Below are 16,236 nucleotides of genomic sequence, written 5' to 3'. Positions count from 1 at the left end.
CTTTTTCCCAAGCTACTTCATTTTATCCATCTTTTTGTTTATTTTTGTTTAATATTTTATTTGAAAAAATGAACAATATTAAAAATGAGTTCAGTATTAAGGACCTAGAGCACCTTTCTGGGATCAAAGCGCACACCATAAGAATTTGGGAAAAACGCTATAACCTTTTTGAACCAAACCGCACTGAGACTAATATTAGAACATATAGTATTGACAGCCTTCAGAAACTATTAAATGTGACGGCTTTATATAATAATGGCTATAAGATTTCTAAAATATCTCAACTAAGCAATCAAGAAATCCTAGATAAAGCTAAATTGCTCACTATATCTTCAAATGAAGACCATATTCTGAACATTTTTAAAATAGCAACCATCAATTTTGATAAAGCTCTTTTTATAAATACATATAAAAAATTAGAAACAGAAAAGTCCTTTTCAGAAATATTCCATGAGGTTTTTATGCCTCTTTTAGAAGAAATTGGGTTTTTATGGCAAACAAAAACCATTACACCCGCCCAAGAGCATTTTATCTCAGAATTGATTAAACAGAAAATTTTGGTCAATACTGAGAAATATCAATCGGCTGATGTTTCAAAAAATGAAAAAGTATACGCACTATTCCTACCAGATTATGAAATTCATGAACTAGGTCTTCAGTATGTAAACTACCAATTAACAAAGGAAGGATTTCAAACCATTTATTTAGGAGGCAGTGTGCCACTTAACAGTTTAAAAGATTTGGTGAAAAACTATGATTATATCGAATTCATAACATATTTCACGGTTAATCCTACCTGTGAGAATATAGATAGCTATTTGGCCGAATTTCATACAGAGTTGCTAGACAATTCAAATCATCATTTACACATATTGGGTAGGCAAACCGATTGTATCGATCTAAAAACGCTTCCCAAGACCATTAAAACCTATGAATCCATCCAAAATTTAGTTAAAGCTATGTAGTATTAGTATTATTGTTTAGCTTTTTACTATATTTGTTAAACAGAATGAATACTATAACTATCATAGGGTCCGGATTTTCTTCTTTAGCTGCTGCGTGCTACTTGGCAAAGCGGGGTGATAAAGTGACCATCCTTGAAAAAAATTCCTCTATTGGAGGAAGGGCCAGACAATATAAACATCAAGGGTTCACTTTTGATATGGGCCCCACTTGGTACTGGATGCCCGATGTTTTTGAAAGATTCTTTAAGGATTTCGGTAAATCTCCATCAGATTACTACCAATTGGAAAAATTGAATCCCGCCTATTCGGTCTATTTTGGTAATAATGACCTAATAACCATTGGAGATAACTTGGATGATATCTGCATCGCATTTGAAGAAATAGAATCAGGAAGTTCGATTAAACTAAAACAGTTTATCCATCAAGCCAAGGACAATTACAATATAGCAATCAAAGATTTAGTTTACAGGCCTGGGGAATCTCCTTCCGAATTAATTACTTGGGATACATTCAAAAAACTCAATCAATTTTTTAGCACCATTTCTATGGATGTGCGTAAGACATTCAAAAATAAAAAATTGATTCAGGTACTAGAGTTTCCGGTATTATTTCTTGGAGCCAAACCCAGTAAAACACCTTCCTTTTACAGTTTTATGAATTATGCTGATTTTGGCCTTGGGACCTTTCACCCGAAAGGAGGCATGTTTGAAGTTGTTAATGCCATCAAAAGGTTAGCTGAAGAATTAGGTGTACAGATCATCACCAATTCTCCAGTGGCTGAAATTACGGTTCAAAATGGAAAGACCACGGGAGTTAAAAGTGGGCAAACCTTCTATAAAAGTGATATCGTGGTCAGTGGCGCAGATTATCACCATACAGAAAACCTTCTGAGTAAATCCCACAGACAATATTCGGAATCATACTGGGACCAAAAAACGTTTGCTCCCTCCTCCCTTTTATTCTATGTCGGGTTTGATAAAAAATTAAAAAACGTTAATCACCATACGCTTTTCTTTGACACTGATTTTGATATTCACGCCAAAGCCATTTATGATGAACCTCAATGGCCTGAAAAGCCTCTATTTTATGCTAGTTTCCCATCACAAACCGATAGTTTATTAGCTCCAGAAGGTCAAGAAGCTGGCATATTTTTAATACCACTAGCTCCAGGTTTAGAAGACACTCCGGAACTCAGAAATGAATATTTCGAGAAAATAGTAGAGCGATTTGAAAGCTTGACCGATCAAAATATCAAAAAGCATATTTTATTCAAAAAATCTTACTGTGTAAAAGATTTTATAGAAGACTACAATTCATATAAAGGAAATGCTTACGGGCTGGCCAATACCCTTCTCCAAACAGCTTTCTTAAGACCTAAATTGAAAAGTAAAAAAATAAGTAATCTCTATTTTACTGGACAACTTACAGTTCCTGGACCAGGGGTTCCACCCTCTTTAATCTCTGGGAAACTGGTAGCAAACCTTATCAATAAATACCATCCTATTAATTATGAAAGCACTATTTGATCAAGTTTCACATCAATGCAGTAAAATTACAACACTTACTTACAGCACGTCTTTTTCAATGGCTACTAAGCTATTGTCCAAATCTATTAGACAAGACATTTACAACATCTATGGATTTGTAAGATTCGCTGATGAAATTGTAGATTCATTTCATGATTACAACAAACATTTTCTATTTCATTGGTTTGAAAAAGATTTGGATTTAGCCCTTCAAAATAGGATTAGCTTAAATCCTATCTTAAATGCATTTCAAGAGACCTATCATAAATATGGTTTGGACCGACATTTGGTTGATGCGTTTATGCATAGCATGAAACTAGATTTGCACAAATCGAATTATGAAACTCCTGAAGAGTTTAAAAATTACATTTACGGTTCTGCAGATGTAGTAGGTCTCATGTGCCTAAAAGTGTTTGTTAAAGGGAATCAAGAAAAGTATGATTCTTTAAAAGATAGTGCCATGAGTCTAGGATCTGCATTTCAAAAAGTCAACTTCCTGAGGGATCTAAAAGCCGATTTTGAAGATCTTGAAAGATCCTATTTTCCAAATGCCGATTTCAACAACCTTTCTGAAACTGATAAAAAGGAAATCATTGAGGACATTGAAGAAGACTTTAGAAAAGCGCTTATTGGTATTAAACAACTACCTATGGAGGCTCGATTTGGTGTTTTTATGGCCTATAGATATTACAGCCAATTACTTAAAAAACTAAAGAAAACACCTGCACTTCAAATTAAATCTGCTAGAATTCGTGTTCCAAACCACAAAAAAATCGAGTTACTTACTCGTAGTTATGTTAAATATCAACTAAATTTAATGTAACATGGAAATAGTATATTGGATTTTAGTCTTTGTAGGAAGTTTTTGCTTCATGGAATTTATGGCATGGTTTACACATAAGTACATTATGCATGGGTTCTTGTGGCATCTTCATAAAGACCACCACAGAAAAGATCACGACAGTTGGTTTGAAAGAAATGATGCCTTTTTTATTTTTTATGCCTTAGTCAGTATAGTATGCTTCTGCCTATGGAAATATGAAGACATTTGGTTTTGCTTGCCCATAGCATTAGGAATTTTTTGTTATGGATGTACCTATTTTTTAGTGCATGATATTTTTATTCATCAGCGATTTAAGATTTTTAGAAATGCCAACAACAGGTATGCTAAAGGCATCAGGCGAGCCCATAAAATGCACCACAAACATTTAGGTAAAAACGATGGCGAATGCTTTGGCATGCTCTTCGTACCTTTAAAATACTTCAAAGTCAAATAGATGAATTACCTATATCTTCTTCTGGATTTAGGATCCCTCTCTATTCCTTTTTTGTTTAGTTTTCATCCAAGGCTTGCTTTTACAAAACAATGGAAACCCCTATTTTTTGGTATTTTTTGCTCCATGGTACTTTATATTCCGTGGGATATCCTATTTACCCAAAATGAAATCTGGGGGTTCAATTCTTCCTACTTCTTAAATGTACCTTTACTCTCCATTCCTATAGAAGAATGGTTATTTTTTATTTGTATTCCCTATGCCTGTGTTTTCATGCATCACTCTTTGATGATCTTATTTCCAAAACTAAAATTGGAAACTAAACAAGTAAAAGTGATAACGGGATTTCTTTTGACCTTTTTAATTATTCTTTGTTTCATGTATTATGACAAATGGTACACACTTGTCAATAATGTTTTTGCCATTCTTCTTCTTTTGGTTACAATTAAATGGTTTCCTAAGATCCTTAACACCTATTTTTGGACGTTTATGGTGATGTTGATCCCATTTTTTATAATCAATGGTATTTTGACTGGTAGTTTAATAGAAGACGAGGTGGTTTGGTACAACAATCTCGAAAATCTAGGTGTCAGACTATGGACGATCCCTATCGAGGATAGCATCTATGCATTCAGTCTTATTTTGAGCAATCTTTTTTTTATGGAAGTTTACAAGCGTTTATTTGGAAAGCAGGTCATTGATTAATTGGATTGTTTTTTCGCTACTCCAATTAGCAACTCCGTTTTTATCTACAACAATTTTACCCGATTTATCAATTATAAAAGTTTGAGGAATGGTTGTATGCTCTAATTCCTTTGGATAAGTTTCCAATGGCCTAAAAACTGGGAAGGTAAAACCCTCTTTTTCCTTGAATGCTGTAGTTTTCGTAAACGGATCAGAAGTCACAAATAAAAAGCTGATTTCTTTTTCGGCATCAAAAGTATCAAACAACTCTTGCAAATCTGACATTTCGGCTATACAAGGCGGACACCAAGTAGCCCAAAAGTTCATGATTATCACTTTTCCCTTAAAAGCTTCCAAATTAACCGTTACTCGGTTTTCATCGATTAACTTCCAATTAAAATCATTGATTATAACTTGGTCCTTTTCATTAATCTGGCTTGGAGAAAAAATACCCAACGCCTTATTTAAACCTATTTGAATTGTTTTTCGGGACTGAGGGATTATCAGTAACACTAAAAATACCCAGAATAAAATATTTCCTAATTTCTTTTTGTTCATGGCAATCAAAAAAAGCATATTTCCATTCTATGAAAATATGCTTTTCAACTAACAAAAACCCATTTTTTGGAGTTTTATTCCATGAAAACAACAGGACAATTCACGGTAGCCACACCGGTAGCCAAAATAGTAGCCATTCCTGCTGAAGCTAGATCACCTACATTTTCAAAATCGGCGTTATCATAAACATTGACACTCCATAGTGGTGAATAAAAATCGTCTTGCGGTACAGAGGCAATCACATTGTGAGTTTGGCTGGTCCCCATTTCTGTCAAGAATCCTGAGGCAGGACCGCTTTCTGAATTATTAGGATCTGGATTAACATTAAAGCTGACAAAAATAGGCGACAAAGGAACCATATTAGACGTTCCTCCATCCAATATTTTTTCAAAAAACGAAAAGTAAAAAACAACTTGGTCTTTATACCATCCCATATGAAGGGAGTCATCCTCGCTATTAACCCGCATAGTAGCAGTTGATCCCTCTGGAACCACGGGACAATTAACAATGATTGAAGTCATTTCAATATTAAAATCTGAAGCCAATAGGTCTGCCTCATTGGTAATGGTATTGGCAACATAGGAATCTGAAACGGTCACCCTATTTACTTGCCAAAAGTCATTATATCCTGGATCACCTGGTACTACATCAATTATATTAATCTGACCTTCTACTGGATTTCCTTCGGAATCAAAAAACAAATAAATGGGTGCTGAAACAGTACTTTGTACATCAAAATTATAATACCTTACCAAGTTTCCATTTGGTGCCAATCCCTGGGTTAAAAAAGGTTCGCCCATGTCAAAATTAATGGGCTCATTAGCCTCTGGAAGACCATTACTAGCAGTCCTAACCATTAAAGTTCCCGCATCCATACTAAACCTATCAATACTTACTCTAGGAGCTGTAGCAGGATCTAAAGGTGTTTCAACTGAAGGCACCACGCTCATGTTGTCATCATCGTTGTTACAAGCTAAAAATGAAACAAACAATAGTGCTAAAAAAAATATTCTCTTTCTCATGATAACTAGATTTTTTTAATAATTAATCAAAGCTATTCAATGAAAAAGAAAAAAAATGTTAGCTATCTAACACTCGTGATTTTTTTATACATTCTTATTTCCTTTCTATTAAAATCGATAAGATGTTCCTCTTTTAATTCATTCATTAGAATATTGAGAGTTGGCCTTGAAATTCCAATTAATGAAGCCATATCTTTTTGGGTGTAAGGGTGCTTTATAATTCGATTTCCAGTTCCCTTACAATCATAACCAAATTCATCACACAATTCTTCCAAAAACTCCAGCAATCTGGTTCTTGCATCTTTAAACAATAACAATTGCAGTCTACGTTCTACCTTTTTAAACCGAAGGCCAATTAATTTATACACCCTAAAACTAAAGGTTTTATTATCCCTCATCAATCCATACATGGTATCTACACCCACTGGGCAAAGCGTTGTGTCATTTTCAATGGACTGGGCAAATTCATTCCTTTTATCTTCACCCAAAATGGCTTTCTCTCCAAATAACTCCCCCGTGCTTAAAATAGCTTTGGTTATTTCTTGGCCATCCTCAGTATAGTAACCAATTTTAACCTTTCCTTTTTCAATGAGATATACTTTATTGGAATGATCTTCTTCGAAATAAATAAAATCCCTTTTATTATAATGATTAATTTGATGGTCCTTTTTGAAGTTTTTGTATTTATGAGGGCATAACAATTTGAAAAGATTGACATCTTCGAAGCACCAAATCGAATTCATGAGTTAAAATGTTAGTTTAAAATTCTGTCGAATTCTATAATAAAAGCTTACTCATAAAATAAAAAACTCCTGAGGCTATCAGGAGTTTTCATCTTTCTTTAAAAAAGGTTAAGCGTTTTGTTTCGCTATCAAATTCAATGCTGATCCTGCTTTATACCAAGCAATTTGCGCATCATTATAAGAATGATTTGTTTTAATAACATCTTTACTACCATCAGTATGAACCACTTCGATATTTAATGGTTTGTCAGGTGCAAATTCATTCAAATCCAAAAAGTTGAAGGTATCATCCTCTTGAATTAAATCATAATCGGCTTCATTATCAAAGGTTAAAGCCAACATACCTTGTTTTTTCAAATTAGTCTCATGAATACGAGCAAAAGATTTCACTAAAACTGCGGCTACACCTAGATGTCTAGGTTCCATGGCTGCATGTTCACGGGAAGATCCTTCACCGTAATTATGGTCTCCAACTACTATCGTTTTTATTCCCTTGGCTTTATAATCTCTTTGTGTATCAGGAACACCTCCAAATTCTCCTGTCAATTGATTTTTCACCATGTTGGTTTGCTTGTTGTAAGCATTAACAGCTCCAATTAAACAGTTGTTTGAAATGTTATCCAAATGACCTCTAAAACGCAACCATGGGCCAGCCATTGATATATGGTCCGTAGTACATTTTCCAAATGCCTTAATCAAAAGTTTAGCTCCTTTAATTTCGTCTCCAATAGGTTCAAACGGCGTTAACAATTCCAACCTTTCGGAATCTGGAGCAACGATGACTTCCACATCACTTCCATCTTCAACGGGGTCCACATAACCATTTTCTTTAACCTCAAAACCTTTTGGAGGTAATTCCCATCCAGTTGGTTCATCCAACATAACTTCTTCCCCATCTTCATTAATTAATTTATCAGTCATTGGATTAAAATCCAAGCGACCTGCAATAGCTATAGCCGCCGTCATTTCGGGAGAAGCAACAAAAGCATGGGTATTTGGATTTCCATCTGCTCTTTTTGCAAAGTTTCTATTAAAAGAATGGACAATACTATTTTTAGGGGCATTTTTAGGGTCTTCATAACGAGCCCATTGACCAATACAAGGTCCACAAGCATTGGTAAATATTGTAGCATCTAATTTCTCAAATATATCAAGAATGCCATCTCGTTCGGTAGTATATCTTACTTGTTCTGAACCTGGATTAATTCCGAATTCAGCTTTTGTTTTCAATTTTTTATCCAAGGCTTGTTGCGCAATCGAAGAGGCTCTTGATAAGTCTTCGTAAGAAGAATTTGTACAAGATCCTATTAATCCCCACTCTACTGCCAGTGGCCAATCATTAGATTTTGCCTTTTCGGTCATCGTACCAACTTCCGTAGCTAAATCTGGAGTAAAAGGGCCATTAAGATGAGGCATTAATGTTGACAAGTCTATTTCAATCAATTGATCGAAGTACTGCTCTGGATTTTCATAAACTTCATCATCAGCAGTTAAATATTCCTTTATTTTATTGGCTTCATCAGCAACATCAGAACGGTCTGTGGCGCGTAAATAACGCTCCATGGATTCATCATACCCAAAAGTAGAAGTAGTTGCCCCTATTTCAGCACCCATATTACAAATGGTTCCTTTACCTGTACAAGAAAGATTTTTAGCTCCTGGACCAAAGTATTCCACTATAGCTCCAGTACCACCTTTAACTGTAAGGATTTCTGCCACTTTTAAAATGACATCCTTTGGTGCTGTCCATCCTGAAATATTTCCAGTCAACTTCACTCCAATAAGCTTTGGAAACTTAAGCTCCCAAGCCATTCCAGCCATCACATCTACAGCATCGGCCCCACCAACACCAATTGCAACCATTCCTAATCCTCCAGCATTTACAGTATGTGAATCTGTTCCAATCATCATTCCTCCTGGAAAAGCGTAATTTTCTAATACAACCTGATGGATAATTCCTGCTCCTGGCTTCCAAAACCCAATTCCGTACTTATTCGATACCGAAGCCAAAAAATCAAACACTTCGCTACTTGTTTCATTAGCACGCTTCAAATCTACCGCTGCCCCTTGCTTCGCTTGGATCAAGTGGTCACAGTGAACCGTAGTTGGAACTGCAACTTTGTCTTTTCCTGCTTGCATAAATTGCAATAAAGCCATTTGTGCTGTTGCATCTTGACAAGCAATCCTGTCAGGCGCAAAATCAACGTAGTCCTTACCTCTTTTAAAAGCAGTATTTGGTTCCCCATCCCAAAGGTGGGCATATAAAATCTTTTCGGAAAGTGTTAACGGTTTACCCACTACCTCACGTGCTTTATCCACACGCTTTGGAAAGTTTTCATAAACCTTTTTGATCATATCAATATCAAAAGCCATAAATCTTGTTTAAAGGTTGAAAATTTAGTTCATTTTTAAGTTTCCACAAGATACAAAATAAGTGAGGCATTGTAAAACATTAATGAACTGGGTTTTCTTAAAAAAAGCCTAAAATGAGTCACAAAAAAAAGCCTGAGTACAAACTCAGGCTTTAAATATGGTAATTGAAATAAGTTATGCTAAAACCAATTTCTTTTGAGATGGCTTAAACTTGGTTAAAACTATGCCATCCACAGCTTTTTCATACTCTTCCATGGTTGGCGTTCTACCCAAAATAGTAGACAATACAACCACAGGCGTTGAAGACAACAATGATTCACCTTTTTTCTCACCAGAATCTTTAACAACTCTTCCTTGGAATAAACGTGTTGATGTCGCCATAACGGTATCTCCCGGCTCCGCCTTCTCTTGGTTACCCATACACAAGTTACATCCAGGACGCTCCAAGTAAAGCATGTTTTCATACTTGGTACGAGCCAAACCTTTTGGAGCATTATCATCAAACTCAAATCCAGAGTATTTTTGTAATACTTCCCAATCTCCTTCTGCTTTTAACTCATCAACAATATTATAGGTTGGAGGTGCTACTACTAAAGGTGCTTGGAATTCTACTTTACCTTGTTGCGCTTCGATGTTTTTTAGCATTTGTGCTAAAATCTTCATATCTCCTTTGTGAACCATACAAGATCCTACGAATCCTAAATCGACTTTTTTAGTTCCGCCGTAATAAGATAACGGACGAATGGTATCATGTGTATAACGCTTAGAAACATCCTCATTGTTAACATCTGGGTCAGCAATCATTGGTTCAGCAATTTCATCTAAGTCAATAACAACCTCTGCATAATAATTCGCATTGGCATCAGGTCTTAAAGCTCGTTTGATTCCTGTTTTAACTTCTTGAATTCTTGTATTTGCTTTGTCAACTAAACCTTGAAGCACTTGACCTTCATTATCCATACCTTTTTCAATCATGATTTGGATACGGTCTCTAGCAATTTCTAAAGATTCAATCAAGGTTTCATCCTCTGAAATACAGATAGAGGCTTTCGCCTTCATTTCTGCTGTCCAGTCGGTAAATGTGAAGGCTTGATCTGATGTCAACGTTCCAATGTGTACTTCAATAACACGACCTTGGAATACATTTTCACCATCAAATTGCTTCAACATTTGTTGCTGCGTAGCATGTACCACATCGCGAAAATCCATAAAGCTTCTCATGTTTCCTTTAAAGGTCACCTTTACAGATTGTGGAATTGGCATGGTAGCCTCTCCTGTAGCTAAAGCCAATGCAACCGTACCGGAATCGGCACCAAATGCAACTCCCTTAGACATACGTGTATGAGAATCACCACCAATGATAATATCCCAATCACTTACTGTAATATCGTTTAGTACTTTATGAATCACATCGGTCATGGCATGGTAGTGTCCTTTAGGATCACGCCCAGTAATTAATCCGAAGTCATTCATGAACTTCATCAACTTAGGAATGTTTGCTTTGGATTTATCGTCCCAAACAGAGGCTGTGTGACACCCAGACTGATAAGCTCCATCAACGATTGGAGAAATGGTGGTTGCCGCCATCGCCTCTAATTCTTGAGAAGTCATCAATCCCGTGGTATCCTGAGAACCTACAATGTTCACTTCCACACGAACATCAGAACCAGCGTGCAATGTTTTACCTGGTGTAGTTCCAACGGCATTTTTATTAAAGATTTTCTCTACGGCTGTTAAACCTTGTCCTTCAACAGAAATTTCTTTGGAAGGTGCATACACTTGTGGTACATCAACACCTAAAACCTTGGCTGCAAATGTTTGTAATTTCTTTCCAAAGACCACAGCATAGGATCCACCAGCTTTGATAAACTCAACTTTTTGTGGAGTCAAAGAAGCAGAAATATCAATTAATTCCTGATCTCCGTTGTACAATTTTTTCTCTTTGGTATTAATAGTAAGGACTGTTCCTGTTTCGACCGAATAGGTTTGCTCTAAAACTGGATCACCATTGTCGTCAACAACCGTATTTCCTTCAGCATCTTTTTGTTTCACCCAGTTTTTAAGGTCGATTCCTATACCTCCTGTTACACCAACAGTAGTCAAGAATATTGGTGAAATACCATTTGTACCAGCAATTACCGGAGCAATATTGATAAAAGGCACATAAGGACTAGATTCAATACCGGTCCATAACGCTACATTATTGACACCTGACATTCTAGAAGATCCTACACCCATGGTTCCTTTTTCTGCGATCAGCATGACACGTTTATCTGGGTGTTGCGCTTTAAGATCTAAAAGCGCTTTTTGCATGTCTTTGTTGTGCTCAAAAATGGATTGACCGTGTAACTCACGATCTGATCTAGAATGGGCATCAGCTCCTGGAGACAACAGGTCTGTTGAAATATCTCCTACACCCGCGATAAAAGTCACAACTTTGATTTCTTCAGCGACTTCAGGAAGCTTTGTGAAAAACTCAGCTTGAGAATAGCTCTCTAATATATCTTTGGCAATTTTGTTACCTGCTTTAAAAGCTTCTTCTAGACGAGCTGTATCAGCTTCGTAAAGGAAAACTTGTGTTTTCAGCACCTTAGCCGCTTCTTCTGCAATCGTTTCATCTTCTCCTAATGCCAAGTCCAAAAGAACCTCAATTGAAGGTCCACCTTTCATGTGTGATAATTGTTCGAAGGCAAAAGCAGGAGTAATTTCTGCAACAATCGATTCACCTAGGATAATTTCCTTTAAAAATTTAGCCTTAACACCGGCTGCACTTGTCGTACCTGGTAACGTATTATAAATAAAAAAGTTTAGAGAATCTTCTCTGTTTGGATTATTGACATCTTTTATTTGATCAATAATCTCACTTAACAAATCGGCTCCATCAATTGGTTTTGGGTGAAGGCCTTGGACCTTTCTTTGTTCAATTTCCTTGATGTAATCGCTGTATATATTCATATTTAAAGAAATTATAATTTATTGGCTTTTTAAGACATAAAAGATGTTGAATTCGTTAAACGATTACAGATTCTAATAAATCTTAGCAAAAAGCCTTTAATTTAGTTTTTGAGTCAGGCAAAAATAGGAATTAAAAAACATTTTTTTTACTACGAAGATGATATAAAACACATAGTTCTATCAATAAAATTGATAATTTAAAAAATCAACGAAAACGTTTAAGTAAATTTAAAAAAATGAGTGGATTATGTCAATTTGAAAATTGATTAAAAAACTTCTTGAAATAAATTTTATCCCTTAGATCCATGAAGGGCTTTTCAAAAAATTTATAGAGAAAAAATGCACAGAAAAACGTAATATTTAAATACACAATAGAATAAATAACTAAATCAAACGTAGATAATTCATCTGTTGGAATAAAATACTTCATCAACTGCAGAATAATAGAATAATGAAGCAAATAAATCGAGTATGAAGTAACACTTAGAAAGGTTATGGGATTCCGTATAAATTTGGGCGCTGTGTTCAAAGAACTAAGTAAGGGTAGCATGAAGCTTAATATGATGGAATTGATTGGAAGGTAGAGTACGTTCCAGAAAAAGGGCTCTTTATCAATATAAAAGTGAGCAAAAGGAATCAAAGCATTGATGGAAAGAAAAATTAATATGCCTACACCGGCTAAATGAAAACGATATCTGTACCATTGCTCCGAATAAATTTTAGACATTAATGCTCCTAAAACACCATAATAAATGGCATCCATACGATAAATTACAACTGACTTTAAATTGGTATTCCAAAAATTCATATCCGAAATTGCCTCAAATTGATTGAACCAAATTTTCGTAACCAAGAAAAAACTTAAAATAAACACAGTAATTATCGCAAACCATTTTGTTCTATCAAAACCAATCTTAAATAATAGCACCGCATACATTAAAAATGGACCTAAAATATATGCAAATTCTTCGATTGGCAAACTCCAAGATTCAGTAAAAAACAAAGGCATCTCCCAAGCCAAATTCTGAATAAAAATGAAATAATACCATAATTTATTGGGTAATGATCTACCCAAATAAATTACAACTCCAATATTAATGATAAGAGCTAAATAATAATTTGGTAAGGTTCTAAACCACCTTCTAATCCAGAAATAAAAAAGGTCATTAAAACTAAAATCGGCATTTTTATACAACTTATAGACTATCCTACCAATTAAAAAACCACTTAAAACAAAAAACATTTCAACGCCAAGAACTCCCCCAAGTCTCATAAGATCTCCTATCAAACCGTTGTTATTTGGAAAAATCCATAATAAATGAGCAACAACTACCAAGAGAATAGCTAAAGCTCGCATAAGGTCCAATCCGAAAATTCTTTTGCTATAATCCAATTGCACTAAATTATTCTAAATTTGTTACTAGATACCATGAAGACCAAATTAAAAAAATATTTAATTCTTTTCTTAACCTTAGGAATTATTGCCATTGGTTTGTACTATTTGAACCTACCAAATAGGCATAGGGCTATTATAAAAACAACCCTTCTACACAAACTTAAACTAGTGGATAATACTTGGAATATTGGATATACAGATTCTTCCACGACCTTTATTTCTCCAACTTTTGTAGTTGATAATATTTATAAGTCCATGGAAGGACCTCAAGCTTTAGGAACATTTCAAATAGACCCAAACAAAAGTGAGTTGGTTTGGCTAAATTCATTCAAAATATCAGCGATTGGGATTAATGAATTAGACTCGCTGCCTAGAGACTATATTTGCCATAGCAATGTAGATTATTATGATGGTGAACATTATGGAAAATGGGAGCTGTTTGACCGTATTGGAAAATACTACCCTAGACTAACCTCGATGAGTAGTGGCATTGAAGAATATAAATTCCCTGAAGGATTCGGGTTTCCTATATTTACAGACGAAAACATTTTTCTTTCAACCCAAACCTTAAATCATAATTTAAAGAACTCCACTTTTTCCTTAAAGCACAAAATAGATTTAGGCTTTCTTAAACATTCATCAGGTATGAAGCCATTGATTAGTAAAAGTCTTTTCATTGCTTTACCTTATGAAAATGAGCCAAACAAAATCGATTACAATTCCATTTCGTATAATTCAAACTCTTGCTTACCTGTCGATACAAAGAATCATGTTTATTTGAATCATGAGGGAAAGAGCGTTTCAGGTCATTGGTTTATACCAACCGGAAGGAGAATCTATAGATCCAAAGTGACTCATCAACTAAACCTTAAAGACAGTACTACACTTCATTTCATGATTCCACATTTACATCCATTTGCTGAAAAGTTAGAGTTTAGGGATATAACCAATGATTCGACTATTTTCACTTCTTTAGCCAAAAATCATATCGACAAAATTGGTCTTAATAAAGTATCCTATTATACAAGTGAAGAAGGTTATATGCTAAGTCCAGAGCACGAATATGAGCTTGTAGTTTATATCAATAACACCAGCAATAAAATTCAAGATATGATGGCTAGCGTTTTTGCCTTTATGTATGATAAAGATATGGCCATAAAAATCCCAAACTCCATGCAGACTAATGATTAAATCGTTTCTTTTGGTATTGTTGGTATTTCTTCTTTTCTCATGTAATTCAAGAAATACACAAAACCCGCCAGTTTTAAGCTATAATATAAATTCGGAAGGAAAAAAGGAATTTTATCAAGTATCCCATGAAAATTTTGTTGACCAATTCGGAAATCCTTTTTTAAATAGTTCTGTTGAAAACAAAGTGATAGTTGAAAATTTCTTCTTCACAAGATGCCCAAGTATTTGTCCTCCAATGAGATTAAATTTAATGGACCTTGCCCACCTATTTGAAGGAAATCCAGACTTTATAATTATCTCTCACACTATCGACCCTGAATATGACACACCGAAAGTGCTATTGGACTATTGGAAAAACACAAACACAGAAAAAAACCAATGGGTATTTCTAAATTCTGATAGGGATAATCTTGAATCACATGCTAAATCCTTAATGACAAGTTTCAAAACCAATAATCAAATTGAGGATTTTTATCATAGTAGCTACCTAACTCTTATAGATCAAAACCAAAGAATTAGAGGTTTCTACAATTCCTTGATTGAAGAGGAGTTAATAAGATTAAAAAAAGATATAGAATTACTCTTAAAGGAAAACTAAAACAAACTCTTAATAATTTGTTCTTCAGAAATACCTTCGGCCTCTGCTTTATAGTTTTTGATAATACGATGCCTCAGAATACTATATGCAACAGCCTGCACATTTTCAATATCTGGAGAAAACTTACCATGAATCGCAGCATGTGTTTTGGCTGCTAAAATTAAATTTTGAGATGCTCTTGGACCAGCACCCCAATCTACATAATCTTTAATCATTTCAGCAGCAGTTGGTGTATTAGGTCTCGTTTTACCCACCATTTTAACTGCATATTCTATAACATTGTCAGCTACAGGAATACGTCTTATTAAATGTTGAATATCAATAATTTCTTCAGCAGTAAACAAGGGATTTACACTAGCCTTTTTATCTGAAGTTGTAGCTTTAACCACTTCAACTTCTTCTTGAAAGCTCGGATAATCTAAATTAATAGCAAACATGAACCTGTCCAATTGAGCTTCTGGTAGTGGATAAGTTCCCTCCTGCTCAATGGGGTTTTGTGTTGCCAGAACGAAATAAGGTAAACTTAACTTATAATGATGTCCCGCAACCGTGACTGCCCTTTCTTGCATTGCCTCAAGCAAAGCAGCTTGAGTCTTAGGTGGTGTTCTGTTAATCTCGTCTGCTAGAATAATATTGGCAAAGATGGGACCTTTAATAAATTTAAAATGACGGTCTTCATCCAAAATTTCACTTCCTAGAATATCACTAGGCATCAAGTCTGGAGTAAATTGAATTCGTTTAAAATCCAAACCAAGTGCTTGAGCAATCGTATTGACCATTAAGGTCTTTGCCAATCCAGGAACTCCTATCAAAAGAGCGTGTCCTCCTGAAAAAATAGAAATTAATATTTGATTGACTACTTCTTCTTGACCCACAATCACTTTAGCGATTTCAGATCTTAAAGTTTTATATTTATTTACAAGTTGCTCTACCTTGGCTACGTCTGACATG

General features: G+C 35.0%; 14 protein-coding genes. 7 read left to right on the top strand and 7 right to left on the bottom strand.

Annotation, left to right across the window (positions count from 1 at the left end; genetic code table 11):
* Nucleotides 1–68: 68 nt before the first annotated feature.
* The 5 genes from LOK78_RS12115 to LOK78_RS12095 are packed head-to-tail and all read left to right on the top strand — an operon-like array spanning nucleotide 69 to nucleotide 4,470.
* Nucleotides 69–965, top strand: a complete 897-nt coding sequence (locus LOK78_RS12115) for a MerR family transcriptional regulator (RefSeq protein ID WP_232635086.1) — start codon at nucleotides 69–71, stop codon at nucleotides 963–965.
* Between the two features lie 44 nt (nucleotides 966–1,009).
* A complete protein-coding gene (crtID, locus tag LOK78_RS12110) occupies nucleotides 1,010–2,491 on the top strand; it encodes a bifunctional phytoene desaturase/3,4-desaturase (RefSeq protein WP_166960705.1) in 1,482 nt (493 codons plus the stop codon).
* Entirely contained in the window at nucleotides 2,475–3,314 is an 840-nt protein-coding gene (locus tag LOK78_RS12105) for a phytoene/squalene synthase family protein (protein ID WP_232635085.1), read from the top strand. Before crtID ends, LOK78_RS12105 begins: the two co-directional genes overlap by 17 nt.
* 1 nt (nucleotide 3,315) lies before the next feature.
* Nucleotides 3,316–3,768 carry a sterol desaturase family protein gene (locus LOK78_RS12100; RefSeq protein ID WP_053971834.1) on the top strand — a complete coding sequence of 151 codons (453 nt, stop codon included), beginning with the start codon at nucleotides 3,316–3,318 and terminating at the stop codon, nucleotides 3,766–3,768.
* Nucleotides 3,769–4,470, top strand: a complete 702-nt coding sequence (locus LOK78_RS12095) for a lycopene cyclase domain-containing protein (RefSeq protein ID WP_232635084.1) — start codon at nucleotides 3,769–3,771, stop codon at nucleotides 4,468–4,470.
* On the opposite strand, the gene LOK78_RS12090 is transcribed toward LOK78_RS12095, so the two are convergent.
* The 6 genes from LOK78_RS12090 to LOK78_RS12065 all read right to left on the bottom strand — a co-directional run bounded on the left by LOK78_RS12090 (nucleotide 4,444) and on the right by LOK78_RS12065 (nucleotide 13,493).
* Nucleotides 4,444–5,007, bottom strand: coding sequence for a TlpA family protein disulfide reductase (locus tag LOK78_RS12090; RefSeq protein WP_232635083.1), 564 nt, complete (start codon nucleotides 5,005–5,007; stop codon nucleotides 4,444–4,446). The two genes, LOK78_RS12095 and LOK78_RS12090, sit on opposite strands and share 27 nt — an antisense overlap.
* A gap of 74 nt (nucleotides 5,008–5,081) precedes the next feature.
* Nucleotides 5,082–6,029, bottom strand: coding sequence for a hypothetical protein (locus tag LOK78_RS12085; RefSeq protein WP_232635082.1), 948 nt, complete (start codon nucleotides 6,027–6,029; stop codon nucleotides 5,082–5,084).
* A gap of 62 nt (nucleotides 6,030–6,091) precedes the next feature.
* Nucleotides 6,092–6,772 (bottom strand): Crp/Fnr family transcriptional regulator, encoded by a 681-nt coding sequence (locus tag LOK78_RS12080; RefSeq protein WP_232635081.1) that lies wholly within the window; start codon nucleotides 6,770–6,772, stop codon nucleotides 6,092–6,094.
* A gap of 108 nt (nucleotides 6,773–6,880) precedes the next feature.
* Entirely contained in the window at nucleotides 6,881–9,145 is a 2,265-nt protein-coding gene (locus tag LOK78_RS12075) for an aconitate hydratase (RefSeq protein WP_232635080.1), read from the bottom strand.
* A gap of 174 nt (nucleotides 9,146–9,319) precedes the next feature.
* The gene (locus LOK78_RS12070) at nucleotides 9,320–12,100 is read right to left on the bottom strand and encodes a bifunctional aconitate hydratase 2/2-methylisocitrate dehydratase (protein ID WP_232635079.1); all 2,781 of its coding nucleotides are present in this window, start codon (nucleotides 12,098–12,100) and stop codon (nucleotides 9,320–9,322) included.
* 250 nt (nucleotides 12,101–12,350) lie between these two features.
* A complete protein-coding gene (locus LOK78_RS12065) occupies nucleotides 12,351–13,493 on the bottom strand; it encodes an acyltransferase family protein (protein ID WP_232635078.1) in 1,143 nt (380 codons plus the stop codon).
* A gap of 36 nt (nucleotides 13,494–13,529) precedes the next feature.
* On the opposite strand from LOK78_RS12065, the gene LOK78_RS12060 reads away from it, so the two are divergent.
* Together LOK78_RS12060 and LOK78_RS12055 are read left to right on the top strand one after the other, a co-directional pair.
* Complete coding sequence (locus LOK78_RS12060) at nucleotides 13,530–14,687, top strand: hypothetical protein (protein ID WP_232635077.1); 1,158 nt, start codon at nucleotides 13,530–13,532, stop codon at nucleotides 14,685–14,687.
* Nucleotides 14,680–15,285 carry an SCO family protein gene (locus LOK78_RS12055; protein WP_232635076.1) on the top strand — a complete coding sequence of 202 codons (606 nt, stop codon included), beginning with the start codon at nucleotides 14,680–14,682 and terminating at the stop codon, nucleotides 15,283–15,285. The genes LOK78_RS12060 and LOK78_RS12055 overlap by 8 nt, the downstream gene beginning before the upstream one ends.
* Here the strand turns inward: LOK78_RS12055 and LOK78_RS12050 are convergent.
* Nucleotides 15,282–16,235, bottom strand: a complete 954-nt coding sequence (locus LOK78_RS12050) for an AAA family ATPase (protein ID WP_232394809.1) — start codon at nucleotides 16,233–16,235, stop codon at nucleotides 15,282–15,284. The two genes, LOK78_RS12055 and LOK78_RS12050, sit on opposite strands and share 4 nt — an antisense overlap.
* Nucleotide 16,236: the final 1 nt, after the last annotated feature.

It is taken from the genome of Mangrovimonas futianensis (assembly GCF_021245805.1).
In the GTDB taxonomy this organism is placed as follows: domain Bacteria; phylum Bacteroidota; class Bacteroidia; order Flavobacteriales; family Flavobacteriaceae; genus Mangrovimonas; species Mangrovimonas futianensis.
Note: the sequence above shows the minus strand (reverse complement) of the source record. Positions and strands in the feature narration are given on the sequence as shown.